Here is a 25,290-nt window from a genome sequence, read left to right as displayed (position 1 = left end):
TTATGTATGGCGCTGCCTGAAATGTAAGCTCTATTCAAGTTCCAACTATTTTTCTACAAATGCTGATCGCCATCACTGCCGCAGAAGTTTTTTTGTCGACGCCCAGTTTATGAAATATCTGTTCTAGATGTTTATTGACTGCTCGTGCCTTGAACCGAGGCTTGCTAGTCTCGATGGTGGCACGCCATCATCAGACGAACGAGGTAAAGCACCTCTGGATGACATCTCAATAGATAATGGTCTGCTGTCTGCGAGGTGTCACAATGTTGGCTTAAGGAAATCGCTGGGATTTATGCGCCTCCAATTGCAGGCGGATGTGCGGGCTCATGCTCAAACAACAAATGCGTCGGCGTGCCATTTCTTGAGGCAAATTCAATAGTAGGGTTTCGACGGCCACTCTCAAGTTGACATGACGGGCAAAAGAAATCATTTTAGGCGGAACAAAAATCAAAAACAAACGAACAGGTTCCCTCAATGAAAAAGATGAAAAATCTATTTGCTGTATTTTCTGTCATATCGTGTCTCGGTTTCCTTATTCCCGGATCGGCGTCAGCTGAAGATCATACAATCGGCGCTCTCTTTCCGCTAAGCGGTCCTAACGCGACATATGGCGACGTCTTCATGTCCGGCTCTGATCTCGCGGTTGACCATATCAATGCGGACAAAATGCTGAGCGGTCCGATGTCGATTGCGTATGAGGACAGCCAGGGCCTCCCGCAGCCGGCAGTTGTCGGAATGACAAAGCTCGTGAATGTCACGAATGTTCCTTATGTTCTCTCCGCTTTCACTGGCGTATCAAAAGCGATTTCCACACTGGGAACGCGGAATGAAGTTGTTGCCGTAAATGGTGGGGGCGTTGGTCCCGATCTAGCCGCTCTCGGGGAATATTTCTGGAATGTTATTCCTCTCGTTAATCTAGAAGTTCGTGCGGTAATGCCTTATCTTATTAAAGAAAAAGGCATTAAGCGTGTCGTGCTTATCTACATCGATGACCCCTTCGGTAATTCTATCCTTGAAGAGCTGGAAGCCACGTTGAAAGATTCGGGCGGTGAGTTGGTGGAAACAATGTCTGTTCCCACGACAGCGCAGCAATTTTCTGGGATCGCCGCGAAGGTTCGTGCGGCCAAGCCGGATGCAGTCTATATCGCCAGCTACGGTGCCCAGCAAATCCAGATCGTCAAGCAACTGCGGGACAATGGCGTGGATCAGCAACTTGTCACATATTCAGGTTATCTTGTGCCGGACGCACTTGCTCTGCCGGAAACCGAAGGCATTATCACGACGGGCCAGGGCGTGAACTACAAGTCCGACGATCCAGTCACCAAGCGGTTTGTCACAGACTACAAAGCGAAATATGATCGCGATCCGACAGCCTATAACGTCAACTATTACAACGCGACGCTGTTGTATGCGATCTTGGCGCAGGCACTGGAAGCTGAGGGTAAAGAAGTAACCGGAGCTAATTTGCTGGCGAAACGTCAAGAAATGGGCAGCTTTGATCTGGTCGGTGGAACAGTTTCCTTCCAGAGCAACGGCACATTGTTGTTCCCCATTCAGGTGAAAGTCGTCAAGAACGGCAAGCCTGAAGTTATCGATACAATCGATTTCGGCAAATAAGTAGAAATAGGTAGCAAATGCTTGCGTTACAGCTGACGATCACCGGTCTTCAGACCGGTGCTCTCTATGCACTTACAGCCGTCGGATTTTCCCTGATTTTCGGTTCCACCCGGATATTTCACTTTGCGCATGGGGCAACTTTCATTATTGCCGCGTATCTCTTCTACTTTGTGAATGTATCCGGGTATGGCCTGATCTTGGGGATTATCGCCGCGACGGCAGGGGCCATAATCTTCGGGTTGCTTCTGAACAGGTTCGTCTATGTTCCTATCCAGCGCGATGAAGGCTCCTTCTTCACTGTATTTGTTGCCTCCTTTGGCATCGGTATTGTTGTCCAGAATGTCATTGGGATGGTGTTTGGTCGTGGTTATGTCACCGTACAGACACCACTTTCCTTTTCCGTCGAGTTAATGGATGGGCTCTATGTCTCACCCTTGGCGTGGATATCGATGATTTGCGCAGCTATTTTCTTTGGTATTCTCTGGTGTTTTCTCAAGTACAGCCAGATGGGAAAGGCGCTGCGGGCCTTGTCGGATAATCCGGAACTCGTTCGGGTATTTGGCTTGAATCCGCGCTTTATATCTGCCTGTGCCTTTACGATTGGCTCAATTCTCGTCGTACCGGCCGCAATTATTTCTGGCGCAACGTCGGGCTTGAATCCGGCGATGGGACATCATGTCATGCTGATCTCCCTCGCTGCAACAATTGTTGGCGGTATCGGGAGTGTCGCAGGGACATTGCTTGCCGGACTTGCCCTTGGTCTAGCAGAAAGCCTTGCACTTCTTTATGTGGATTCGCAATGGACCGAGGCAGTAACCTTCGCAATTTTGTTCCTCTTTATTATTGTTCGTCCGTCCGGCCTTTTGGGTCGTTCTTCGGCGCATTGAGGAGGGGAATACTGTGGAAGCTTATCTCCTGAATCTCGTCATTCTTATCTCAATCTATTCAATCCTTGGCGTCACCCTTAATTTCATTATGGGGTATGCCGGAATTTACTCTCTTGCGCATGCTGTGTTTTTCGGCGTTGGGGCCTATGCGGGCACCTTTATGGCGATGCATGTAAATGCGTCAATCTTTGTCACCCTGCCCGTGGCTATGGCGGCAGGTGCCATCCTTTCCCTGATACTTGCCTTGCCGGCCCTGCGTGTGCGCGGCGAGTATTTCGTGGCGGCTTCGCTGGGATTGCAGGTTCTGGCCGTCACTATTTTTTCGGAATGGAAAAGTGTGACCGGAGGCATTGGCGGGTTGATCGGAATTCCGCCTCTGGATGTAGCGGGTTTTGAGGTGTTCAAGCCCAGCCAGTTTATCTTTGTGACGGTAGGTGCGCTGATCATTATCCTTTTCATCATAAACCGCCTTGTTCATTCAAGCTTTGGACGTAGCCTTCGGGCCATTCGTGATAGCGAAAGTGCGGCGGCGGCATTTGGCAAAAACGTCCCGCTCATTAAAACCATTTCCGTTGTTATTTCATCCGCACTGACGGCAGTGGCGGGAGTTCTATATGCGAGCTATCTCAGCTTCATCAATGTGGAAAGCTTCAAGCTTGATACCTCCGTTTTGATTATGGCTATGGTGATCATTGGCGGAACAGGAACGCAGGCCGGACCAATTGTCGGGGCCGCGTTGTTGCTCTTGCTGCCGAGCTTGATCAGTTACCTGGATTTCCTTCCGCAAACAGAGATCGGATCAATCCAGCAAATCATATATGGCCTTGGAATGGCGTTGCTCATGATATATCGGCCAGGCGGAATTGTTGGGCGCAAGAAGCAATCTGAAACAGGAAAAGAGTAATGGTTGCATCAACTGCGGACACGCAAGAAATCCTTATGGAAATTCGTAATGTTGACAAGGCTTTCGGGGGCGTAAAGGCCGTCGACGATGTCTCTATGGATTTACGTGCGGGTATTATTACCACCCTTGTCGGGCCAAATGGGGCCGGCAAGACGACGCTTTTCAACTTGATCACCGGTGAATTGTTAAAGGATAGCGGATCCATTAAATGGCTCGGTAATCCGATCAACAAGATTAAACCCTATCAGGCGGCCCGCGCCGGTATATTGAGAACATTTCAGGATTTACGTCTGTTCAATGAAATGTCTGTTGAAGATAATATCCTGACATCGGTCGAAGATAATTCCGTGCCTGTTCCCCTGACTAAGAGCCAGCGTACAGCCCGCCGTGAAAAAGTGGAATATGCCCTGAACCGTGCGGGTCTTTTTACAAAGCGTAAGATACGGGCAAAAGATCTAGCCTATGCGGAGCGAAAATTTCTATCCATGGCGCGGGTAATGGCAACTGATGCGCGGCTTTGGCTGTTGGATGAACCGGCGTCGGGCCTTGATCCAAATTCTTACGAGAAATTTCTGGAGATTTTGCGCGAAGAAGTGAAACAGGGTGTGACCGTTTGTATTATCGAGCATAACCTCGATATTGTTATTGGTATTTCTGACCGGATTGCGTTTCTTGACCGGGGAAAACTGTTGGCGGATGGAGAGCCGCAAAGCGTTCTGAATGACCCCGAACTGAGAGCAATTTACTTTGGAGAGCGCACATGAGTAAATCTGTCGTTCTGGCTACACAAAATATCACCGCCGGGTATGGCGGGCATCCCGCCATCAATGACATTTCGGTTGAACTCCGGGAGGATGAGGTCTTGTGTCTGATCGGTCATAACGGGGCAGGGAAGTCGACACTGCTGAAATGCATGTTTGGTCTTCTAGGTTCAGAGTCGGGCGCCATCACAATTGATGGCAAGGAAACGACGAAAGAAACTGCCCGCGAAATTGCTGATCGTGGCGTTGCCATGGTGCCGGAAGGGCGCGGGGTTTTCCCCAGCCTTACGGTGCGTGATATCTTTTCTCTTGGCATGCATGCGGCGGGAGTTCCCAAAAAGGAACAGTCAGACCGGGTTGAGTGGGTGCTTGAAATCCTGCCCGCGATCAAGGAATTCATGAACCGTCCTGCCGGAACCCTGTCCGGCGGTCAACAGCAGATGGTATCGATTGGCCGGGCACTCCTTAACCGGCCACGTATTCTGCTCATGGATGAGCCGTCGATCGGATTGGCACCAAAGCTATTTCAGGATCTTCTTGCGCCGATCCGCGCTCTGCAACAACGGGAGAAACTCTCTATCCTTTTGGTAGAACAGAATGTCCGGGAAGCGCTTAAAATTTCCGATCGGGCGGTTGTCATGAAATCAGGCGCGATGATCTGGGAGGGACTCCCCGATGAGCTTCAGGACAACGAACGGCTTATGGAACTTTACTAATGGCGTTCACAGAGCTCACTTTCGATAGCGCACTCAAGGATCGAATTGCGTCGGAGAAGGCGGGGGATATCCGCCCCATTTTCGTTTTGGAGGATGGAACGGCAATTTCTCCCTCCGCATTTGAGAAAATGGTGTCCGCTAGTGCCGCCTGGCTTGCCTCGCGCGGTATTATCGAAGGTGACAGGGTTGCCATCTGGCTCCCGAATAAAATTGAATGGATGGCGTTGCTGTTTGCTTGCGCCCGGATTGGCGCCATCGTTGGGGCGGTGAATACCCGTTATCGCACGGCGGAGCTTCAGCATATTCTCAAATCCAGCGGTGCAAAGATGCTGATATTTGAGGGGCAGAACAGTTACACGGATTTCCATGGCCTGATTTCTGAGCTGGATTTTTCAGAGCTGCCAGAACTGGAAATGTTCGCTTGCATAGATCAGGACAGCGAACAGCTTCGTCCCTTGAATAAAATCGAGATTGATAGCTTTACAATGGATGCGTCCTTGCCGGCGCCAGACTCTGTTGGACGGCCAGATAGTCCAATCCTGCTGTTTACAACCTCTGGTACGACCAATGCGCCGAAGCTTGTTGTTCATATACAGCGCGCCGTCGCGCTCCATGCGAATAATTGTGCAAAAGCAATGGGTTTTGATAAGGAAGGCGCGCGGTTTCTCGCCGTTATGCCTTTTTGTGGTGTCTTTGGTTTGAGCCCTACATTGGCCGCAATTGCGAGCGGTGCACCGGTCTACCTAAATACCCAGTTTAATATCGACCTGCTTATCCGGACGGCAAAAGCGAATGCAATAACGCATCTGTTTGGAAGTGACGAGATGTATCTGCAGATATGGCAAAAGGATAAAGAAGCTTTAGCTCACGCGCGAATTTGCGGCTTTGCCTCCTTCACGCCGGGCATGGAAGATAAACTGCGTCAGATGGCCACCTCAGGCGTTCCTTTAGTGGGGCTTTATGGAGCTAGCGAACTTCACGCCATTTTATCAACACAACCTCTGTCCTTGCCGATTGATCAGCGGCTGCAAGGGGGCGGGAAATTCGCCAGCGAGTTGACAGAAATTCGGGTACGCAATACGGAAATTGGTGATCTGTGCGCGACCAATGAAGTCGGTGTCATGGAATTTCGGGCACCGACAAACTTTATTGGTTACTTCCGCAATAAAGAGGCGACATCTAAGGCCATCGACGAAGAAGGATTTTTCCATAGTAACGATGTGGGCTATGTCCGTGACGACGGTACCTATGTCTATATGGCGCGAAACGGGGACTTCCTTCGTCTTTCCGGATTTCTCACAGATCCGAAAGAAATTGAGGAAGTGATCGAGCAAAATGACTCCGTCGAAAAATGCCAGGTTGTCGGCATAGAGTTTGAGGGAAAAACGCGGCCCGTTGCTTTTGTTATCGGCACCGATGCGGCGCGCCCGCCAAACGAAGAAGACGTTATCAGCAATGCAAAATCATCGTTGGCGCACTACAAGGTTCCGCTCAGAGTGATCGTAGTTGATGCTTTTCCAACAACCGAAAGCGCAAATGGTTTGAAGATTCAAAAGACGAAACTGCGCGATCAGGCAATCAGATATTTTCAGGAGAATCTGCCCAAAAGTTAGATGGGTATTTTTCACCAGTCAAAGACAAGGTGTTCTTCGTCTGACAGCTTCGCCCTTGTGTTCTGAGAAAGTCGCCAGAGGCATTTATCTGGCCAGTTGTGCAATGCGTTGGCGGTAATCGCTCGGTGATACGTGAAGCAAGCGTAATAAGCAGCGGCGTATCCGTTCGTCATCTCCAAACACCCATTGGTATGCAACTTCATTTACAATATATTTTTCTTTGAGCGGCCGCGAAACATGTTGCGAAATATGCAGGATACGGTTGGACCGAAGATTCAACACATGACCCCTTCGCGGTTCAACATGGAGTTTAACCCCTTGTACACCGTACCATGACGAAGTCCGTTCAAGAATTTTTAGGGTTATCTAACCGATACACACGGGCTGCGGTGTTGTAATAAAGGTCGGCTTTCTCCGCATCGCTATAGTTGGCCGTCAGACGTTTGAAGGAGTTCCACAGCACATTGTAACTGCAGGTTACTTTGTCGACCGGGAAATTGGATTCGAACATGCAGCGATCAGTACCAAACTGTTCGATCGTATGTTCATAAAACCGTCGGGTTGCTTCCATCAGCTCAAGACTTGAGGGCGGGCGCTCATTCAAATGCCAGTCAAAGCCGTTAATTTCCATTGCCAGGCCTCCTAGTTTTGCAACGACATTTGGGCATTCGGCCAAGTCAGCTATGGCTTTTTTCCAAGCAGGAAAATACTCATCCCGTTTACCTTTGTAAGGTCCAATGCCCAATGGGCCTCCGAAATGATTGAGGATTATTGTTGTCTCCGGAAAGGCATGGGCAAGATCCGTCAGCTGCGGGATTTGCGGATGGTAACACCAACCCTCAAAGCTTAGATTTCGCGGTGCAAGATTGGCGAATCCTTCGCGAAATTTCGAATTCAGGTACACATTCTCAATTGTCGTTGGTTGGGCATTAGGTACATCATCGCTTGCATCCCACGGAGCGCGATGACGAATGCCGCGAAAACGTCCGCCACCCGCCGCGATATGTGCATCCAGCACAGGGGCGACAGCATCTCCGAGCATCAGGTCAGCCAAGCCCACGATCCCGGCGGCAACACGTGCGTCGCCATAGAGACCAGACGCGCTCATTGCGGCAATGCCGTTGACGAATTCTGTTTCGCCAACCGGCATCATTTCTTCCGGACCTGTCGACCGGTACATGGCGCCGCATTCGATGAAGACGGTTGAGACGATATTATGGCCGCTATAAATGTCTGACAGTATTTCGTCGAGGAGGTATTTGTGCGATGCCCTCAGAGGGCGGAATTCCCACAAATGATGATGCGGGTCGCAAATTGGCAGATCGGGTTCCAGTGTTTCTTCAACTGTGAGGTTAAGCCAGTCATGATTTGTTGGTAATGTTGTCATTTTGTTATTCCCTAGCACAAAAAGTAATTCACAATTGGTCGCCGGCAGAAAGTGTTGACGCGTATTCCTTTCAAAGGATGCTATTCGGCCATTGATGTGTTCTTTGCAAAGGACCTGGTTTTATCAAGTAACTTGAGGTCAGGTGTTTTCCCATATAATATCCGATACCATGCAAGAGAAATAGCTTCAGCAACCAATTCCTCATCAGTGGTAAATTCAGCCATACTCGGGGATTTGTAGACAAAAGTTTCACGAAGCAACTCATCGACCATAGAAATTGTTGCGCGCACCATCAGCCTTGTCGCCGGGCTTTTTAAGTCCTCTGTGGTGATGCAATTCCTAGCGTGGAGATCTCTCATGACAACACGGGCCCATCTGTCATCCATCTGATCGCGCCGCAAATTAAGTTCAGGGGCTTCTCGCATCAGCATTTCACGGCCGGCAAGCAGTCCCGCATTTCTGACGTAAACCCCAATATAATAAAGATTATACTCCAGAATTTTTTGGTAAATTGTTGGCGCTGTGCTGTTTTTTGGACGTATTCTACGGCGAAGGGCTTCGTATCTTCGTATGACGGCTTTTGCAGCTTCGGCACGATTTTCAAAGTATAAGTAGAAGGTTCCGCGCGCCATATCGACAGTCTCGACGATGCCGTCGACTGTCATATTTTCAAACCCCACCCGTTCCATCTCAAGTGCTGTTGCCATCAATATTTTCGCACGCGTGCGATACCGTTTGCGTTTGCCTTTAAGACTTTTTGAATGATGGACGAGGAATTCCGTGAGACTAAAAGATTTTATGTTTGAATTTTTCATCACGTTCGCAGTTCTACCCTCATTTCGTGTAATTTTCGACAAGAAAACTCGAAACCTGATGGGTTTTTTGTTCGGACTAAAAATTCACTATTAGTAATATTGACACCGCATATAAATGATGTCAATGTCATAAATAGACTACGTGTCATAAATATAATAAATGTCATTAAAAACAACCTTGGGGCAAGCATGATTGAGCGCGACGTGGAATTTGGTGCTTCTGTAACCTTTGACGGTGTTTCAAAAACTTACGGCGCGGTTAAGGCTCTCTCTGACTTCAATTTATCTATTCAGCGGGGCGAATTCGTTACCTTATTGGGGCCAAGTGGCTCGGGGAAAACGACGGCCTTGAACGTTCTTGCTGGCTTTGTTGATGCGACTGAAGGTGATGTTCGTGTAAATAAAAATTCGATTCTCGGCTTGCCGCCGGAACGGCGAAATATTGGAATGGTATTCCAGAATTACTCCTTATTCCCTCATATGAATGTATTTGAGAATGTCGCTTTTCCACTTCGGTTGAGAAAAGTGGCGCAAGATGAAGTGAAGAGGCGGGTGGGAGAAAGTCTGGCGATGGTGCAGCTCAATGATTTTGGCGATCGTATGCCAAATCAACTATCAGGTGGCCAAAGGCAGCGCGTCGCCTTCGCAAGAGCGATTGTATTTGAGCCATCAGTTTTGTTGATGGACGAGCCTCTGGGCGCGTTGGATTTGAAGCTGCGTGAAGCCATGCAGTTGGAAATCAAGCGTTACCACAAACAGTTAGGATGCACCATTCTGTTTGTTACCCATGATCAGGGTGAGGCACTCGCGCTTTCAGATCGAATTGCGGTCATGGGGGAGGGGCGAATTGTCCAAATCGATACACCAGACCGTATTTACGATGAACCAAATTCAAAATATGTCGCTGATTTTATCGGGACGACAAATATTGTGGATTTTGAGCGTGGGCCATCTTCAATCATTAGGTTTCCCGCTCTCAACGCTGAATTTGAACTTCAGGAAAATGACAAGAGCTGGGGGCAGGGTCAAAACTCGATCAGTCTTCGGCCGGAAAAGTTACATCGTGACATATCACCAAGTGACCATGTGATCATCTTTGATGCGTCCGTCGAAGAGTACTTATTCCTTGGGAATATCATTCAATACAGCGTCCGGACCACAACGGGGAAGACGCTGCTATTTCAAGAACACCGTGGCCCCAGCGTTCCTATTCTCGCTCGGGGTGAATCACTAAAACTCGCATTTTCGATCAATGACGCGCGCCCGTTAGATGAAGGCACCCACGGTTCAGGGCACACGTAATTGATTGCTAAACAATTCAACTCGGGGAGAGTATGTATGACAAAATTACTAAAACAATTCGCAAAGGTAGCGGTCGCTACACTTGTTGTTGCCGGGAGTGCCAATCTGGCGCTCGCCGCGGACAAGGAAATCACATTTAGTGGTTCTGGCGGTGTTGTTGGCAAGGTCTCAAAGGAAGTTTGGTGGGGGCCTTATACCGAAGCCACAGGCACAAAAATCAACCATGTTGCGGCTGAAGCAAAGCGTATGCCCCAGCTCGAAGCAATGGTGAAATCCGGAAACGTTCTTTGGGATGCCATGGAAGTCTCCGCTTCTGACTATCCGCTTGGCGTTAAGAAGGGGCTGTTTGAAGCAATTGACTACAGCTTGGTAGATCCGGACAATCAACTTCCCGCAGACACGCGCGAAGAATTCGGGGTTGCCTATGCAGCATATTCCCAGGTTCTGATCGTTCGGACAGACAAGCTTCCTGACGGCAAGAAAATGGAAAGCTGGGCCGATTTTTGGGATGTTGAGAATTTTCCGGGACCGCGTGCTTTACGCGGACGTGCAGAAGATAATCTGGAATTTGCCTTGCTCGCGGATGGCGTGCCGGCAGAAGACATCTATAAGGTTCTAAGCACCGAGGAAGGCCTTGATCGAGCCTTTGCAAAGCTGGATGAAATCAAGCCGCATATTACCACTTGGTGGACCAGCGGTGCACAATCTGTTCAATTGCTGTCCGACGGCGAAGTTTACTTTTGCCCATCGTATAACGGCCGTATAACAACACTTGTTTCGTCCGGCATTCCGGCAGAAATTGTTTGGAACGGTGGGGCTATGCACAAGTCCTACATCGCAATTCCAAAGGGAACAGAACACTTAAAAGAGGCGACCGAGTACGTCAAGTTCCGGACAACAAGTGCCGACCGTATGCGTGAATATGTGACTCACCTACCTTATCCAGGATGGGCGCCGGGTCTGTTTGACGGAATGGATCCAAAGATGGCAGCGAACATGCCCACATTTCCAGCGAACCAGAAAGTACAGTTTTCAGCTAGCGCAGAGTTTTGGGCTGAAAATCTCGATGCAATCCAGGAACGCTGGACCGAGTGGCTCCTACAGTAGACCTCAATAGTATTGATCGTGTCTGGCGATAAATTTGTACCTGCCAGACACGATTTTAGGAGATAGAGACGTGAACGCTAAAAAGAAATTTACGAGTACGTGGTTGCTTTGGCCGGCATTATTTATGCTGGTGGCGTTCTTTCTCATTCCAACGTTAGACATCCTTCGGGCGAGTGTTTATGACCCGGAATTCACCACAAAACATTTTGCGAAGCTACTGGGGAGCAACGTCTATCTGGACGTCCTTTGGCGTACAATCAGGCTGTCTGTTATTGTGGCCTTGATTTGTGCCGTCATAGCTTATCCGATTTCTTATTTCATCGTGCAGCGGCCCCGTAAACAACAGATATTTTTCCTGTTCCTGGTATTTATTCCACTGTGGATGAGTGTCCTAATTCGTTCCTACGCCTGGATGGTCGTCTTGGGGCGGGAAGGGATGATCAACGCTCTCTTGATTGGTCTTGGCTTTACAGATGAGCCGGTGAAGATGCTTTTCACAACGGGCGCAGTTTATGTTGCCATGGTGCAGATATTATTGCCGATCCAGATCGTTACCTGCTACAGCGCGATGACCGAAATTGACCTGGACCTTATGCGTGCGGCGCGCATTCTGGGAGCAAAACCCTGGCAGGCCATACGGCGCGTATTCCTTCCCTTGAGCTTAGACGGCACTGTCACCGGAGCCATTATCGTCTTCATGCTGTCGATGGGTTTCTTCATTACGCCCGCTCTCGTTGGGGGGCGAAAGGATATCATGATGGCGAACCTGATCGAGTTTCAGGTCCAACAGTTGAACTGGGGCTTTGCCGCCGCCATCTCCATCGTTCTGCTCATCGGGACGGTCCTATGCGTAATCATCATTAAGCGGCTTTCAAAAATACTTATAAGACGCCTCGTTGGCGGAGGACACGCATGAACAAGAAGCCCTTCAATTTGTCGAAATTCCTCTTGACCGGCTATTTCCTTGTCGTCATTCTGTATCTCGTATTTCCGATATTTATCGTCATTCCGATATCCTTTAGTAACAATCCGTTCTTGCGCTTTCCGCCGAGTAATCTAGGAGTGCTTTGGTATGAAACCTATTTCGGGGATTCCGGATGGGTTGAGGCAACTTTGTTGTCGCTGAAGGTTGGATTGATAGCCTGTGTCGTGTCGACTGTGGTCGGAACATTGGCCGTGCTGGTGCTGGAACGACAAGTTCTGCGATCCAAAAACCTGCTGACCTATTTCATTACATCGCCCATCATTGTGCCGCATATATTCATCTCTTTGGGGATGTTTATATTTGCGATCCGTCTCGGCATTGAAGATAACGCAATTACGCTTGCGTTTGCCCATGCGACCATTGCATTCCCGTTCGTTTTTCTAATTGTCGGCGCGAGTCATCGGCAACTGGATCCGACATATGAGCGTGCCGCACGTGTTCTTGGTGCCGGACCGGTTCGCGCTTTTTTTTCAGCAGCCTTTCCGAGCCTTTTGCCGGGAATAGTCGCAGCTGCGGTCTTTTCCTTCTTTGTATCCTTCGACGAACTCATCATTGCCGAATTCATGATGAGCGGTCAACAAACGCTGCCAATGCGCATATGGGCTGACCTGAAACTGGAAATGCGTCCGACGATTGCAGCGGTTTCCAGCATCCTAATCGTCGCGTCAATAATTGGTATGGGCGCGGCGGAAATACTGCGTCGGCGAAGTGTCAATATTTCAAATAACTAGCCAAAAAAACTAAAACCAACCAGAAAAGTGAGTAACTAAATGCCTGTAAAATATGAAAAAGTGGGAAATGTGGCCGTCTTTACGTTTGAAAACGGGAAGGTCAACCAGATCACGCCGCCGATGCATAAGGAGCTCTATGATTACATGGAGGACTTTCTCAAAGATTCCAGTATTCATGCAGGTGTTCTCACTGGCGCCGGAACTCAGGCTTTCAGCGGGGGCGATGATATTAAGAATGACTGGAGTCAGGATACCCTTCATGACACTTTAACCGCCCATTTCCAGCGCTCAACAGATGCGAGTGCGCAAACCCGGCCCGGTTGGGAACGTGATATGCGCACAATCGACAGATACAAACCAATTGTTGGTGCACTAAACGGACCTGCGCTCGGCATGGCATTTATTTATTCAATTCTTTTGATGGATATTCGCTTGGCCTCTCCAAATGCTTGGTTTGGGTTGCCGGAAATCAAATACGGAATGGGTGGTGCCGGTGCAGCGACACAATTGTGGCGGCATTTGCCTCCTGCTATTGCCATGTCCATGGTTCTGGAAGGAGAGCCCTTGTCTGTTGAAGATGCGCTCAAATTTGGATTGATCAATGAAATTGTTGATCAGGACAAATTGTTGCCGCGCGCCATGGAAATTGCCGAGAAAATTGCGTCTTATCCACCGATCGCCGTTCGGGTGGAAATGGAAGGTTTTTATCGCAGTATGGACATGTCCAAACGTGATACACATGGATATATGAGCCACCTCTATCGGCTTCAACGCGCTGCGTATCTGACGGGCGACAATGTGAGTGGAACGCCACTGGATCCGAATGCGCCAGAGCAAAAGTAGGATCGGATAATCCGGAAATTTCAGCGAATTAGATTGAAAACATTAAAAGGTTCGAGATGACTTACGATAATGGACATAAAGGGATGGCAGAAGTCCATCGCCTGGCGGCAGAAATTGATTTTCCGGATACACTTGGCGCGTTTGTTCGCGAACGCGCCAATACGCTGGGAGACCAGTTATTGGGCGACTATTTTGATGACGGAGAAAAACTTACCTATCGCGGTCTTGACCAATCTGCGGACCGTCTGGCAGGAAGCTTGCTGGCGCTTGGTATCCGAAAGGGAACACATGTTTCCGTGATGCTTCCGAACGTAAAGGAATTTGTCATCAGCTGGATTGCTCTTGGGCGTCTGGGCGCGGTTATGGTGCCAACAAATGTTGCTTATACTGGCGCAGAACTGCACTTTGTCCTTGCCGACAGTGATGCACAGTTTATGATTATTGATTCAAGCTTTCTGGAACGTCTGGATAATATGCCAGATTGGCCATCACTGCTTGCACGGGACAGAATAATTGTTCGCGGCGAAACGCCCGAAGGGCACCTCAACTGGCAAGAACTGCATGATAATGGCCCGAGTGAATTCGCGGCACCGTCGCGTGTCACGTCAACGGATCTTGTGAATTTGCAGTATACGTCCGGTACAACCGGTTTTCCGAAAGGATGTATGCTGACTCATGAGTATTGGGTGCTGCTTGCCCATTGCGCTGCGTTGCAAAGGGGGCGGCCATTCCAGATCAAGCAAACCCTGATTTGGGCTCCATTCTTTTATATGGATGGGCAATGGCAGTTCCTGATGACAATGTGCTTGGGCGGGACAGCGCATATCGCCTCACGTATGAGCCTGACGAATTTCTTCGATTGGCTCATTGATTTCGAAATTGAGTATTGCGCTTTTCCAGAACCTGCGCTCGCCAGATTCCCGCCGTCGGAAAAAGACAAGCTCATTAAGTTGAAATATGTCAATGCCTTCGGTTGGCGCGGGGATGCGAATATTGAAATAGAAAAGCGTTTCAATCTAGTTGCTCGCAATACTTTCGGCATGACAGAAATTGGCAGCGGTATTTCATTGCCGGCAGAAGCCACTCATATGGCAGGGTCAGAAGCTTGTGGATTGCCGTCGCCCTTTCGTGAAGTGCGTATTGTCGATGAAGAAGGCAATGATGTCCCGCAAGGAGAGCCCGGCGAACTATGGGTTTCCGGTCCGGCTATATTGTGGGGGTATTATAAACGCCCTGAAGCGAATGCAGAAAGTTTTCGCGGGAAATGGTTCCGTACGGGCGACATATTTCAGCAGGATGAGAATGGATACTATTACATCGTCGGCCGGATCAAGGACATGATCAAGCGGGCGGGAGAGAATATATCTGCTCGGGAAGTCGAAGCAGTCTTGCGTGGCATGGATGAAATTGAAGAGGCCGCGGCTCTTTCCGTTCCCGATCCTATGCGCCGCGAAGAGGTGAAAGTCTGCATTATGCTGCGGGAGGGCGCAACGGCAGAAGATTGCCCGCCGGAGAAAATCATTGCGCATTGTGGCCAACATTTGGCAGATTTTAAAGTCCCGCGCTACTACTCTTATGTTGATGAATTCCCACGAACACCGACAGGTAAAATCGCGAAGAATAAAATGCGCGACGGTGATTTGCGCGACAATAGTTTCGACCGTGCCGATAACGTTTGGCGCTAGAGATTATCCGGACAATCAGATGGTGAGTTTTGCTCACGGGAAAATGGCTGACTCTTTCCCGTGAGCAACAACTTTCTACGATGTTATTGACGCAAGTTTAGGTCGTTTTGCGTGGTGTGGAGAGATCGCCACAATCATTTAAAAACAGTGGACAAATAAAGAAAAATTTAATGGAATCTGTGGCATAGTCCGATTTTTAATGCGGGAATGGCCGGGCTAACATGGCCACAGTAATCTGAATGAGTAGTCAAAGCGGAATCCAGAACGCCATTACTAGTAATAGTTACGCTGTTTCTGTGGGGCACGATATTGCCGCCGGAATTGCCTCAGATGTGTTGGATGCCGGCGGAAATGCCGTTGACGCTGGTGTTGCAGCGTCCATTGCGCTCACTGTTTTACATTCGGAGCAGGTCCAGTTCGGCGGTGTTGCACCTATCCTCGTTTATATCGCGAATGAGAACCGGTATTTTTCTATCGAGGGGGCCGGGCGCTGGCCCGCCAGTGCTAATCCTGGCTATTTTGAAGAGAAACACCGAGGCCGAATTCCGCAAGGTATTTTGAGAACCGTTGTTCCTGCGGCGCCAGATGCCTGGCTGACAGCGCTCGAGCGGTTCGGAACCATGAGCTTTGCCGATCTCGCGGCACCTGCGGAGGGCCTTGCGGCAAGTGGATTTCCCGCGCATGAGGATCTCGTTTCCTGCTCCACCCAGTTTGAGCGTTACTACCGACGCATCAGTGATGATAACGCCCGTGTCTGGCTTCCGGGTGATGCTCCGGTTGAACTTGGGCAGACTTTCCGTCTGCCTGAGCTTGCCAATACAATCCGCCTCCTGATAGATGCAGACAAAAAGGGTGCTTTGACATCAGGGCGCACAGGCGGGCTGCAAGCCGTGCGGGATGCTTTTTACAAAGGCGAAATCGCTGATGCCATGATCCGTCATGTCAAGGCGTATGATGGATGGCTTTCTCATGCGGATCTCGCAGCGCATCACACCCCGGTTGTCTATCCGACCGAGGCAAGTGTTTTTGGCGGCAGTCTTTTCACGCCTGGAAGCTGGACGCAAGGTCCAGCCCTTTCACAGGCGTTGCAAATACTTGAGTCAACTGGCATTGCCGACCAAGCGCCTCAATCCATTGGCGCGTGCCATGTAATAATAGAGGCGTTGAAGTTGGCTCTGGTGGATCGGGAAGCTTATTACGGGGATCCGGATTTTGTGGATGTGCCGTTCGACATATTACTTTCGCCTGATTACGCCGCACATCGAGCCGCGCTGATTAGCATGGAGGAAGCAATCCACCCATTGCCTGCTGCCGGTGAAATAGGGATGGTGGCAACTCCGAAGCGGGTTTCACCGACCGATACGGGTGAGAAAGCCATAACTCTTGATACCTCTGTTGCGGCGGTTATCGACGGCGCGGGCAATATCTTTGCCTCAACACCAAGCGATCCGTCTTTCGACGGTCCTGTCGTGCCAGAACTCGGCTTTGTCATCTCGACGAGAGGAGCGCAAAGCTATACCGCCGCGGAACATCCGGCGCGCCTTCGGGCTGGGAAACGACCCCGAGTCAGTGCCTATCCACTTATCTTCCGGGATGCAGTTGGTCGCCATATCGCCGGTGGAGGGCCCGGCGCGGATTTGCAGCTACAGGCCATGGCACAAGCCCTGACACATCATCTTGCTCACGACCTCAGCCTGAACGATGCGGTGAAATCGCCGCGTGTATTCACTCATAGCGTTCCTGCGTCGACCGAGCCTCACCTCTCTTTTGCTGGCAAGGTTGTTGCAGAGGAGGAAATCCCTGATGCAATTTTGACGGCGCTTTCCGAGCGTGGACATAAATCGGTGCATGGCAAGACGGGCGGAATTTCACAGCCGTCCATCTGTCTGGTTTCCTGTGATCTGGATGGCAAGCTTGAAGCCGTTGGTGATCCACGTCGTGCCAGCGGTCAGCGTATCAGGCAACGTTCCAACAAAGGAAAGGCGGCCAGTTGAACGCGTCCTTCCATATCGGTACAAGAACTGTTTCTGTTCATACGTCCATCGCGGATATTTCTGCCGATGATTGGGATCGCTGTGCCGGTTCGGAAAATCCATATGTGCGGCACAGTCACTTGCTCGCGCTGGAAGAAAACGGCATTGCTAGTCCAGAGAACGGATTTCATCCTCGGCATATCATACTGCGTGACCAGAAAAGCGACATTATTGCCGCAGCGCCGGCCTATCTAAAGGATCATTCAGAAGGTGAGCTTGGTATCGACCTTGGCCTTGCCATGGCGCACAATCGGGCTGTCGGACCTTATTATCCGAAGCTTCAGGTTGAGGTGCCCATGACTCCTATTTCCGGGCCGCGCTTGTTGGTGCGTGCTGGCGTGGATGAGGAGGAAGCCCGACTTGTCCTTCTGGCGGCGCTCAGGCAACAAGCGGAAAAAGACAGTGCCTCATCTGTACAGATCGCCTATATGACAGCGCCGGAATGGGACACAACTGAATCTGGCGGTTTCATGAAGAGCGAAGGCAACGCCTATGTTTGGCGCAATCAGGGTATGGACAGCTTTGAGGATTTTCTGGCAATTATGCTTTCGCGCCACCGTACCAAAATTCGCCGAGAGCGGAGAAAGGTTGCCGCAGAGAGGCTTACTTACAAGCAATATTCCGGGCACAATATAACCGCTGAGCTAGCCGGACCTTTTTTTGTATTATACGCCGCAACTTACCATCGGAATGAAACAGAGATCTGGCATAATCAAGCTTATTTCGAACAGATCTTCCGGACGATGCCGGAGATGCTTGATCTTGTCTTTGCCTATAAAGAAAATGACCTGATCGCCATGCAGCTTAGTTTTCTAGGTGAAGATACAATTTTTGCCCAGCATTGGGGGCATACGAGCAACATACGTTTTCTGCACTTTGAGCTGGGAATATACCAGACGATTGAGATGGCGATCAGGCAGGGGAGAGCCGCCGTTAACTTTGGCACGACCGGGCAGCATAAGGTTGAGCGGGGCGTCGGTATGGAGCCGGCATTTCACAGTATGTGGTTTCGCTCAGAGGCATTTCTAGAAATTGCGGAAATTGGATTAAAACGAAAGCGGGAAGCGGCCGCGAAAGAAAATATTGAGGAAAATGCGCGCTTGCCTTACACGCTAAACCCTGAGAAGGAAGGTGGGGAATGAATATGCAAACGCTGCGCAATACTTTGCCTCGCACCTTGATGCGAATGAACAGTCTGGAGACAGGGGGAAGCCTTGTCTTTCTTCCAGACTTCGGTGGCAATGTTCTTTACGCGCAACCAATCCAAAAAATTCTTTGCACAGAGTTTTCCTGTTTTGGCGCGCGTCTCGCCCCGGATATGGTTGGCACCCTTGATAGCTTCAGCCTGATTGAGATCGCGGAGCGCTTTGCCACGGATATTCATCAGTCGGATATACCCCGGCCAATTCATATTTGCGGCTTTTCCTTTGCCGGGCTGTTGGCCTTTGAGACGGCGCGGCATCTTTCTACAATGGAGCCAGAAACCGGCGAACTGCTTATTCTGGATACGAGTATCCGGTCGCGCGCCTTGATCGCGCGTTTTCTCCGGAACCCTTTACATGAAACTCTCTATATCGCACGTTATGTTGCTCGCAACTGGCGTACTTTATTGCCAGGCGAGAGCGATCCGCTGGTTCTGCATCGCTATGGTCAGATTCGTATGGAACTTGGAAATCATGCTGAAGCGCACCGTTCGATTATCCGACAACTATATGCCAAGATGGCTGAATATCAGCCCCGCCCATGGGATGGGTCTGTCACCGTTTTTCGCGCCGAGGAAACCCCGTGGGGTCATCGGCTTGACGATCTGGGGTGGGCGCATTTGATTAGCGGCGCGCTCACGCTGGTGAATGTGCCGGGAGACCATCTTTCCATGCTGCGCAACCCAGATAATGCAGTCGTTCTTGTCGAAAAATTGCGCCTTCGTCTTGAGACGGTAAAAAAGGGATTAGTTGATGTTTGAGTTGCCGATCAAGCCGGGCGTTCATCCTTTCGATCATTTTTGTGATAATCTCAATTGGAGGTTGGAAGGAAATTTAGAGAAAAAATTTGCTGATCTGGCGAACGGATCTTTCTCGTATGGAACGCTGGCTCGTGATATGCGCTGCCTTGCTGCGATGTTTACCGCAAACGGTCTTGTCACCGGGGATCGGGTTCTTGTCGCTTCCAGGGATGAAGAAGCCGTGGTGAAGCTCTTTCTCGCACTGCTTCGCGCGGGCATAACGCCGGTTATAGGCGATGCCGAAATAACCGGGTCGGAGCTCGGCGAACTGATGGATGTTTGCGATCCTGCCGCGCTCTTTGCGGATGAGGATATGCTGGTAAATGCCACACTGGATGAGAAGCTACCGCAATCCCGGATTTTCCCGATCCGCAAGGTCCATGACACATTGTTGTACGTACAAGATCCCGGCCGTTGGACACCGGTCGAAAACCGGCCAGAAGTTGCGCTTCTGGTGCTGACGTCTGGGACGACATCGACGCCGAAGGCCGTTGAGCTGACCTATGAAAACCTGATCGCGCAGCTCACCATTTTTGATGAGATTTACGGCTTTGACAGCGGGACACGGCTGCTTAACCTGTTGCCGCTTCATCATGTTGACGGATTGATCCGGGGTCCGCTTGTCGCTCTGTGGTTCGGCGGATATCTTTATCGCCAGACACCCTTTTCAGTGCAGAACGTGCCTGCGATCCTGAACGCGCTCACTGAGAAGGATATCACCCATTTTATCACAGTGCCCGCTATGCTCCGTATTGTAGCCCGGATCGGCAGTGATAAAAGAGACGCCTTCTCCGGACCCAATTTTCGTTTTATCCTTTGTAGTGCGGATCTTCTCGATGCTCAGCTCTGGAGCCACGTTGAGGAGACCTTCAAGATACCTGTGGTCAATGCCTACGGCCTGAGTGAAGTGGTCTGCGATGCCCTGTTTGCTGGACCGGAAAACGCCACACGGAGGATCGGATCGCTCGGACGGCCCTATGGGTGTACCGCCATGGTTCTGGATGATGATTTCCGCCCCGTACCCGCAGGCGAAACCGGGGAACTGGTGCTTTCTGGCCCGACGGTGATGCGCGGCTATTTCAATGCACCGGATATCACTCGGACAGTTTTGCGTGACGGCGCCTTTCATACGGGTGATTATGTCCGCATCAACCCTGACGGGCTCTATGATTTTGTCGGACGCAAGAAAACGGCAATTGTCTCCGCCGGTGCGACGATCCACCCGGAGACAGTAGCGATTATTCTCTCGACCATGCCAGGTGTGGCGGAGGCGGTAGCCTTCGGCGTCCCCGATGCGGCGCGCGGCGAAAAGCTGGTCGCTGCGATTGCACCTCAGCCTGGTCAGGAAATTACCCCCGCCGCCGCATCAGCCTTTTGCCGGAAGCATCTCTCGGCGGAGCGAACACCGGCAGAATTCCGTATCATGACTTCGCTGCCGCGTGGCGCTTCAGGCAAGGTACTGATAGCAGAAATGATTGCCGGGGCGGCGAACGACGCGGCGGTCTTGGCAGAAGAGCCCGCCACGTTTGCGGAAGAAAGCGGCGGTCTTGAGGAAAAAGTCTGTGCGGTTGCGGCCAAATGCTTCAATGTCGATGCGACGGGACTATCGGCAGATTCAACGCCGTTCAATACCGATGGCTGGGATTCGCTGGCGCATATGAGCCTGATTGAGGAGTTGGAGATTGCTTTCGATATGCAGTTTTCTGCCGCAGAGATTGCCTCGATCGCGGCCCTCGGCGATGCTATGGAGTTCATCAAAGGGGCGCTTGACGTTTCTTAGGAAAAGTGTGGCCCGCTGAGCAGCCGTTTTGTCGTCAGCGATGGTTATAAATATTTGTATCTACTCCTGCGTCAATCTATAAACATTTCAATCTTGAACGTCCCCAAATTAAACAAATCTGTTTCAAGCGTCATAGAATTGGCGCGTTGGCAAGGTCATTTCGATTGCGGGTCGTAAAAGAGGCGAGATTTTAACAAGATTAGTTTGGATTTGTCCAATAGCCCTAGATTAACGCCTAAGAGCGAGAGGTTTTACAATGAGTGAACTGCCCCCTTGTCCAGGATGTCAGTCTCCGTATGTTTATGAGGATGGCGGCCTGCTTATATGCCCCGAATGTGCTCATGAATGGGCCAAAGATGCCGATGGTGCTGCAACAGAATCTAACATTATCCGTGATGCGAACGGTGCAGAATTGCAGGACGGAGATACTGTAACGGTTATCAAGGATCTCAAAGTCAAAGGGGCATCGTCAGTTGTGAAGGTAGGCACCAAGGTCAAGAATATTCGGCTTGTTGATGGCGACCACGATATTGATTGTAAAGTACCGGGCATTGGTCAGATGGGGCTAAAATCGGAGTTTGTGAAGAAAGTTGCTGGATAATTACTGGTCCGAAATCTTGCCGTTAGTGAGAGGAGGGGGAGTTCTTACGCCATGCAGATAGCCGCAACTTCCTTTTGTCGTCATTCTTTGCTAGGTAGAATGGGATGCCGTCGCGATATATTGCGGATGCAAAGGCGGAGGGGGATGGTTTGACATTTGGCGAACGGCAACGTGACTAGTGCGCAGGAAAAAATATCCGGGCTTTCTCTGTGGCACGTGACACCGTCTATCGAGCCACTGGACGGCGGTATGACGAATGCGAATTTTCTCGTGACCGACGGGGGGCAACAGTATGTTGTCCGGCTAGGCGAAGACATCCCGTTTCATCATATCACTCGGGCCCATGAATTAGCCGCAAGCGAGGCCGCGCATGCCGCCGGTATCTCACCGGCGGTTGTCCATAGTGAGCCAGGCGTGCTGATTCTTGAGTATATCGAGGGGAGGACCCTCACGCCGGAAGACCTCATTGACAATGATATCCGCAGTCGGGCGATCCACCTTATTCGGCAAGCACATCGGGACATTCCAGCACGACTTCAGGGGTCGCCGCCGATTTTCTGGGTCTTTCATGTGCTGCGGGAATATGCACGGTTGCTGGCAGATGGAAATAGTTCTCATAAAAAACGAATATCGGAATTCCTGAAAATAGCGACAGAGACCGAGGCGCGCTCCGGTCCCTATGATATTGTTTTTGGCCATAATGACTTGCTCGCCGCGAATTTTTTGGATGACGGAGCACGACTTTGGCTGATTGACTGGGAATATGCGGGGTTTAACACGCCGCTTTTTGATTTGGCTGGATTAGCCTCTAACAATGATGTCGCGGAACAAATCCAGAAAGAGATGTTGGAAAGCTATTTCGAGACACCGCTTACCGATGATCTTTGGGCCCGCTATCAAGCAATGAAAATTGCCTCTCTCCTCAGGGAGGTAATGTGGAGCATGGTATCGGAGCTTTATTCCAAGCTTGATTTCGACTATGGGAAATATACCCAAATCTGCCTTGAAAAGTTCGAGCCGGCTTACGACAGTTATAAGAAGGATTACCTCTAAATGGTGAAAGAACTCCCCACGACAGCGAAAGCGGTTGTGATCGGCGGCGGAATTGTTGGTTGCTCTACGGCCTATCATCTGGCGAAACTTGGTTGGACGGACACTGTTCTTCTGGAGCGCAAGAAACTCACCTCCGGAACGACATTCCATGCGGCGGGGCTGGTCGGGCAGCTTCGCTCCAGCGCCAATATCACCGAGCTCCTGGGATACTCCGTCGATCTCTACAACCGGCTGGAAGAAGAAACCGGGCTTGCCACTGGATGGAAGATGAATGGAGGCCTTCGCCTAGCCTGTAACGATGCGAGATGGGAAGAAGTCAAACGGCAGGCGACGACGGCGCAATCCTTCGGTCTTGATATGCAGCTTTTGAGCCCGTCGGAGGCGCGGGATCTCTGGCCGATCATGTCGATAGAGGATGTGATTGGAGCGGCATTCTTGCCAACGGACGGCCAGGCAAACCCGTCAGATATCACGCAGGCGCTGGCGAAAGGCGCACGTATGGCCGGGGCGTCTATATTTGAAGATACAAGTGTCACAGACATCCTTATTGAAGATGGAAAAATAAAAGGAATTCAAACGGATAAAGGTTTTATCGAATGTGAAATCGTTGTCTGTTGCGCAGGTCAATGGACGCGGGAGTTTGCGGGGCGTTTCGGCGTAAATGTGCCGCTAGTCCCGGTGCAGCATCAGTATCTGATCACAGAACCCATCAAGGATATGCCGCGTAACCTACCCACTTTACGCGATCCCGACCGACTGACTTACTATAAAGAAGAGGTGGGCGGCCTCGTCATGGGCGGATATGAGCCCAACCCAGTCTTGTGGGCGGAAGACGGTATTCCGGAGGACTTTCATTTTTCGCTGCTGCCGTCGGATTTTGACCATTTTGAGCCGATGATGGAACTGGCGCTGGGTCGCGTTCCGGCGCTGGAGACAGCGGGCATCAAGGAACTGGTCAACGGTCCGGAAAGCTTTACGCCGGACGGGAATTTTATCCTCGGTGAGGCACCGGAGCTTAAAAACTTCTTTGTCGGTGCCGGGTTTAATGCCTTTGGTATTGCCTCTGGCGGTGGAGCTGGCATGGTGTTGGCCGAGTGGGTCGCGAAAGGGGAGCCGCCCTATGACCTTTGGGCCGCGGATATCCGTCGCTTTGGAAAGCCGCATTTCGACGACGACTGGATTAAAAAGCGTACCGTCGAAGCCTATGGCAAGCATTACACTATGGCCTGGCCGCACGAAGAGCATCAAGCAGGTCGCCCATTTCGTACCTCTCCGCTTTATGAAAGGTTGAAGGTGGCTGGCGCCTGTTTTGGCGAAAAGCTCGGCTGGGAACGGCCGAACTGGTTCGCGGATATAGAGGCAGGGGAGATACCGGCAGATAGCTACAGTTTTGGCCGCCAAAACTGGTTCAATGCAGTGGCGAGAGAGCATAAAGCCGCGCGGGAAGCCGCCGTCTTGATCGATCAGACCTCATTCGCGAAATTTCTCCTGACCGGATCGGATGCGGCGGCGGCGCTCGACTGGATTGCGTCAGGCAATGTCTTGCGTCCTATAGGATCGGTTATTTATACGCAGATGCTGAATGACAAGGGCGGGATTGAGTGTGACCTGACCGTTACGCGCTTGGAAGAGAATGAATTTTATATCGTCACGGGAACCGGCTTCGCAACTCATGATTACAACTGGATCTTGCGGAACGTACCACCGCATATGGACTGCATCTTGAGCGATATAACGGAAGAACGGTCCGTTCTTTCATTGATGGGGCCAGTGTCGCGCGAAATTCTGGCGCAGGTAACGAAGGATGAAATCTCCCATGAAGACTATCCCTTCGCGACGGGGCGGGTGATCGATATTGCGGGCCATCCTGTCTTGGCGCTGCGCCTGACCTATATGGGAGAACTCGGCTGGGAGCTTCATATGTCTGCCAGTAACGCGGGCGCAGTGTATGACGCCTTGATGAGCGCGGGTGGGCCGCTCGGTCTCAAGAATGCAGGCTATCGCGTGATTGAAAGCTGTCGTCTTGAGAAGGGCTATCGCGCCTGGGGGGCGGATATCGGCCCGGACCACACCCCGGTTGAGGCCGGGCTTGGCTGGGCGGTAAAAATGAAGTCGGGCCGGGACTTCAAGGGACGTGCGGCGATAGAGAGGCAGAAGGCAAAGGGGGTTCGTAAAATGCTGACCTGCTTCACGGTCCAAGATCCGGATATTGTCCTTTTGGGGCGGGAGACGATCTACCGGAATGGGGAACGGGTCGGCTGGCTTTCCAGTGGTGGTTATGGTCACACAATTGAAAAATCAATTGGCTATGGATATGTCCGCAATCCAGACGGTGTGGATAAGGAATTCGTGCTGAGCGGCAACTATGAGCTTGATGTTGCCTTGAAGCGGGTGCCGTGTCAGGTGCATCTGGAGCCGCTCTATGATCCGCTTATGAAGAAAATTAAATCTTGATATCAATAGCTTGA

General features: G+C 50.8%; 21 protein-coding genes and 1 pseudogene. 19 read left to right on the top strand and 3 right to left on the bottom strand.

Going from position 1 to position 25,290, the window contains the following annotated elements; genetic code table 11:
* Positions 1 to 34: 34 nt before the first annotated feature.
* Positions 35 to 145 (bottom strand): annotated as a pseudogene (locus LKE13_RS18945) (DNA-binding response regulator); the annotation flags it as partial.
* Positions 146 to 474: 329 nt separating this feature from the next.
* Here LKE13_RS18945 and LKE13_RS16020 point away from each other — a divergent pair.
* The 6 genes from LKE13_RS16020 to LKE13_RS15995 are packed head-to-tail and all read left to right on the top strand — an operon-like array spanning position 475 to position 6,498.
* Positions 475 to 1,617: an ABC transporter substrate-binding protein gene (locus LKE13_RS16020; RefSeq protein ID WP_227952393.1), complete on the top strand. Its 1,143-nt coding sequence runs from the start codon at positions 475 to 477 to the stop codon at positions 1,615 to 1,617.
* 17 nt (positions 1,618 to 1,634) lie between these two features.
* Entirely contained in the window at positions 1,635 to 2,504 is an 870-nt protein-coding gene (locus LKE13_RS16015; protein ID WP_227952392.1) for a branched-chain amino acid ABC transporter permease, read from the top strand.
* 13 nt (positions 2,505 to 2,517) lie between these two features.
* Complete coding sequence (locus LKE13_RS16010; protein ID WP_227952391.1) at positions 2,518 to 3,408, top strand: branched-chain amino acid ABC transporter permease; 891 nt, start codon at positions 2,518 to 2,520, stop codon at positions 3,406 to 3,408.
* Positions 3,408 to 4,172 (top strand): ABC transporter ATP-binding protein, encoded by a 765-nt coding sequence (locus LKE13_RS16005; RefSeq protein ID WP_227952390.1) that lies wholly within the window; start codon positions 3,408 to 3,410, stop codon positions 4,170 to 4,172. Before LKE13_RS16010 ends, LKE13_RS16005 begins: the two co-directional genes overlap by 1 nt.
* The gene (locus LKE13_RS16000; protein WP_227952389.1) at positions 4,169 to 4,885 is read left to right on the top strand and encodes an ABC transporter ATP-binding protein; all 717 of its coding nucleotides are present in this window, start codon (positions 4,169 to 4,171) and stop codon (positions 4,883 to 4,885) included. Before LKE13_RS16005 ends, LKE13_RS16000 begins: the two co-directional genes overlap by 4 nt.
* Positions 4,885 to 6,498, top strand: a complete 1,614-nt coding sequence (locus tag LKE13_RS15995; protein ID WP_227952388.1) for an AMP-binding protein — start codon at positions 4,885 to 4,887, stop codon at positions 6,496 to 6,498. The genes LKE13_RS16000 and LKE13_RS15995 overlap by 1 nt, the downstream gene beginning before the upstream one ends.
* Before the next feature lie 346 nt (positions 6,499 to 6,844).
* On the opposite strand, the gene LKE13_RS15990 is transcribed toward LKE13_RS15995, so the two are convergent.
* Together LKE13_RS15990 and LKE13_RS15985 are read right to left on the bottom strand one after the other, a co-directional pair.
* Positions 6,845 to 7,885 (bottom strand): amidohydrolase family protein, encoded by a 1,041-nt coding sequence (locus LKE13_RS15990; protein ID WP_227952387.1) that lies wholly within the window; start codon positions 7,883 to 7,885, stop codon positions 6,845 to 6,847.
* An 80-nt stretch (positions 7,886 to 7,965) separates the two neighbouring features.
* A complete protein-coding gene (locus LKE13_RS15985) occupies positions 7,966 to 8,592 on the bottom strand; it encodes a TetR/AcrR family transcriptional regulator (protein ID WP_227952386.1) in 627 nt (208 codons plus the stop codon).
* A gap of 297 nt (positions 8,593 to 8,889) precedes the next feature.
* Between LKE13_RS15985 and LKE13_RS15980 the strand changes: the two genes are divergently transcribed.
* The 13 genes from LKE13_RS15980 to LKE13_RS15920 all read left to right on the top strand — a co-directional run bounded on the left by LKE13_RS15980 (position 8,890) and on the right by LKE13_RS15920 (position 25,276).
* On the top strand, positions 8,890 to 10,002 hold the full coding sequence (locus LKE13_RS15980) for an ABC transporter ATP-binding protein (protein ID WP_227952385.1): 1,113 nt from the start codon (positions 8,890 to 8,892) through the stop codon (positions 10,000 to 10,002).
* Between the two features lie 36 nt (positions 10,003 to 10,038).
* Positions 10,039 to 11,109 (top strand): ABC transporter substrate-binding protein, encoded by a 1,071-nt coding sequence (locus tag LKE13_RS15975; RefSeq protein WP_227952384.1) that lies wholly within the window; start codon positions 10,039 to 10,041, stop codon positions 11,107 to 11,109.
* Between the two features lie 70 nt (positions 11,110 to 11,179).
* Positions 11,180 to 12,025, top strand: a complete 846-nt coding sequence (locus tag LKE13_RS15970; RefSeq protein ID WP_227952383.1) for an ABC transporter permease — start codon at positions 11,180 to 11,182, stop codon at positions 12,023 to 12,025.
* On the top strand, positions 12,022 to 12,825 hold the full coding sequence (locus tag LKE13_RS15965; protein ID WP_227952382.1) for an ABC transporter permease: 804 nt from the start codon (positions 12,022 to 12,024) through the stop codon (positions 12,823 to 12,825). Before LKE13_RS15970 ends, LKE13_RS15965 begins: the two co-directional genes overlap by 4 nt.
* A gap of 39 nt (positions 12,826 to 12,864) precedes the next feature.
* Positions 12,865 to 13,668, top strand: coding sequence for an enoyl-CoA hydratase/isomerase family protein (locus tag LKE13_RS15960; protein WP_161316040.1), 804 nt, complete (start codon positions 12,865 to 12,867; stop codon positions 13,666 to 13,668).
* Positions 13,669 to 13,724: 56 nt separating this feature from the next.
* Positions 13,725 to 15,353, top strand: coding sequence for a class I adenylate-forming enzyme family protein (locus tag LKE13_RS15955; RefSeq protein WP_227952381.1), 1,629 nt, complete (start codon positions 13,725 to 13,727; stop codon positions 15,351 to 15,353).
* Between the two features lie 239 nt (positions 15,354 to 15,592).
* The gene (locus tag LKE13_RS15950) at positions 15,593 to 17,347 is read left to right on the top strand and encodes a gamma-glutamyltransferase family protein (protein WP_227952380.1); all 1,755 of its coding nucleotides are present in this window, start codon (positions 15,593 to 15,595) and stop codon (positions 17,345 to 17,347) included.
* Positions 17,344 to 18,528, top strand: a complete 1,185-nt coding sequence (locus LKE13_RS15945; RefSeq protein ID WP_227952379.1) for a GNAT family N-acetyltransferase — start codon at positions 17,344 to 17,346, stop codon at positions 18,526 to 18,528. The genes LKE13_RS15950 and LKE13_RS15945 overlap by 4 nt, the downstream gene beginning before the upstream one ends.
* The gene (locus tag LKE13_RS15940) at positions 18,525 to 19,349 is read left to right on the top strand and encodes a thioesterase domain-containing protein (RefSeq protein WP_227952378.1); all 825 of its coding nucleotides are present in this window, start codon (positions 18,525 to 18,527) and stop codon (positions 19,347 to 19,349) included. The genes LKE13_RS15945 and LKE13_RS15940 overlap by 4 nt, the downstream gene beginning before the upstream one ends.
* The gene (locus LKE13_RS15935) at positions 19,342 to 21,168 is read left to right on the top strand and encodes an AMP-binding protein (protein ID WP_227952377.1); all 1,827 of its coding nucleotides are present in this window, start codon (positions 19,342 to 19,344) and stop codon (positions 21,166 to 21,168) included. Before LKE13_RS15940 ends, LKE13_RS15935 begins: the two co-directional genes overlap by 8 nt.
* Positions 21,169 to 21,424: 256 nt before the next feature.
* Positions 21,425 to 21,769, top strand: a complete 345-nt coding sequence (locus LKE13_RS15930) for a zinc ribbon domain-containing protein YjdM (RefSeq protein WP_227952376.1) — start codon at positions 21,425 to 21,427, stop codon at positions 21,767 to 21,769.
* A gap of 171 nt (positions 21,770 to 21,940) precedes the next feature.
* Positions 21,941 to 22,822 (top strand): phosphotransferase, encoded by an 882-nt coding sequence (locus LKE13_RS15925; RefSeq protein WP_227952375.1) that lies wholly within the window; start codon positions 21,941 to 21,943, stop codon positions 22,820 to 22,822.
* Positions 22,823 to 25,276 (top strand): GcvT family protein, encoded by a 2,454-nt coding sequence (locus LKE13_RS15920; protein ID WP_227952374.1) that lies wholly within the window; start codon positions 22,823 to 22,825, stop codon positions 25,274 to 25,276.
* Positions 25,277 to 25,290: the final 14 nt, after the last annotated feature.

The organism is Sneathiella sp. HT1-7 (assembly GCF_020731145.1).
Lineage (GTDB): Bacteria > Pseudomonadota > Alphaproteobacteria > Sneathiellales > Sneathiellaceae > Sneathiella.
The sequence above is the reverse complement of the archived record's forward strand: the minus strand, read 5'-3'. Positions and strand labels throughout refer to the sequence as shown.

Excerpts from the sequence above, each read along its gene's own strand:
- LKE13_RS15995 (WP_227952388.1), top strand. The coding sequence starts at position 4,885 with ATGGCGTTCACAGAGCTCACTTTCGATAGCGCACTCAAGGATCGAATT.
- LKE13_RS15955 (WP_227952381.1), top strand. The coding sequence starts at position 13,725 with ATGACTTACGATAATGGACATAAAGGGATGGCAGAAGTCCATCGCCTG.
- LKE13_RS16015 (WP_227952392.1), top strand. The coding sequence starts at position 1,635 with ATGCTTGCGTTACAGCTGACGATCACCGGTCTTCAGACCGGTGCTCTC.
- LKE13_RS15975 (WP_227952384.1), top strand. The coding sequence starts at position 10,039 with ATGACAAAATTACTAAAACAATTCGCAAAGGTAGCGGTCGCTACACTT.
- LKE13_RS15920 (WP_227952374.1), top strand. The coding sequence starts at position 22,823 with ATGGTGAAAGAACTCCCCACGACAGCGAAAGCGGTTGTGATCGGCGGC.
- LKE13_RS15940 (WP_227952378.1), top strand. The coding sequence starts at position 18,525 with ATGAATATGCAAACGCTGCGCAATACTTTGCCTCGCACCTTGATGCGA.
- LKE13_RS16005 (WP_227952390.1), top strand. The coding sequence starts at position 3,408 with ATGGTTGCATCAACTGCGGACACGCAAGAAATCCTTATGGAAATTCGT.
- LKE13_RS16000 (WP_227952389.1), top strand. The coding sequence starts at position 4,169 with ATGAGTAAATCTGTCGTTCTGGCTACACAAAATATCACCGCCGGGTAT.
- LKE13_RS15950 (WP_227952380.1), top strand. The coding sequence starts at position 15,593 with ATGAGTAGTCAAAGCGGAATCCAGAACGCCATTACTAGTAATAGTTAC.
- LKE13_RS15990 (WP_227952387.1), bottom strand. The coding sequence starts at position 7,885 with ATGACAACATTACCAACAAATCATGACTGGCTTAACCTCACAGTTGAA.
- LKE13_RS15960 (WP_161316040.1), top strand. The coding sequence starts at position 12,865 with ATGCCTGTAAAATATGAAAAAGTGGGAAATGTGGCCGTCTTTACGTTT.
- LKE13_RS15985 (WP_227952386.1), bottom strand. The coding sequence starts at position 8,592 with ATGGCAACAGCACTTGAGATGGAACGGGTGGGGTTTGAAAATATGACA.
- LKE13_RS15965 (WP_227952382.1), top strand. The coding sequence starts at position 12,022 with ATGAACAAGAAGCCCTTCAATTTGTCGAAATTCCTCTTGACCGGCTAT.
- LKE13_RS15935 (WP_227952377.1), top strand. The coding sequence starts at position 19,342 with ATGTTTGAGTTGCCGATCAAGCCGGGCGTTCATCCTTTCGATCATTTT.
- LKE13_RS15980 (WP_227952385.1), top strand. The coding sequence starts at position 8,890 with ATGATTGAGCGCGACGTGGAATTTGGTGCTTCTGTAACCTTTGACGGT.
- LKE13_RS15930 (WP_227952376.1), top strand. The coding sequence starts at position 21,425 with ATGAGTGAACTGCCCCCTTGTCCAGGATGTCAGTCTCCGTATGTTTAT.
- LKE13_RS16020 (WP_227952393.1), top strand. The coding sequence starts at position 475 with ATGAAAAAGATGAAAAATCTATTTGCTGTATTTTCTGTCATATCGTGT.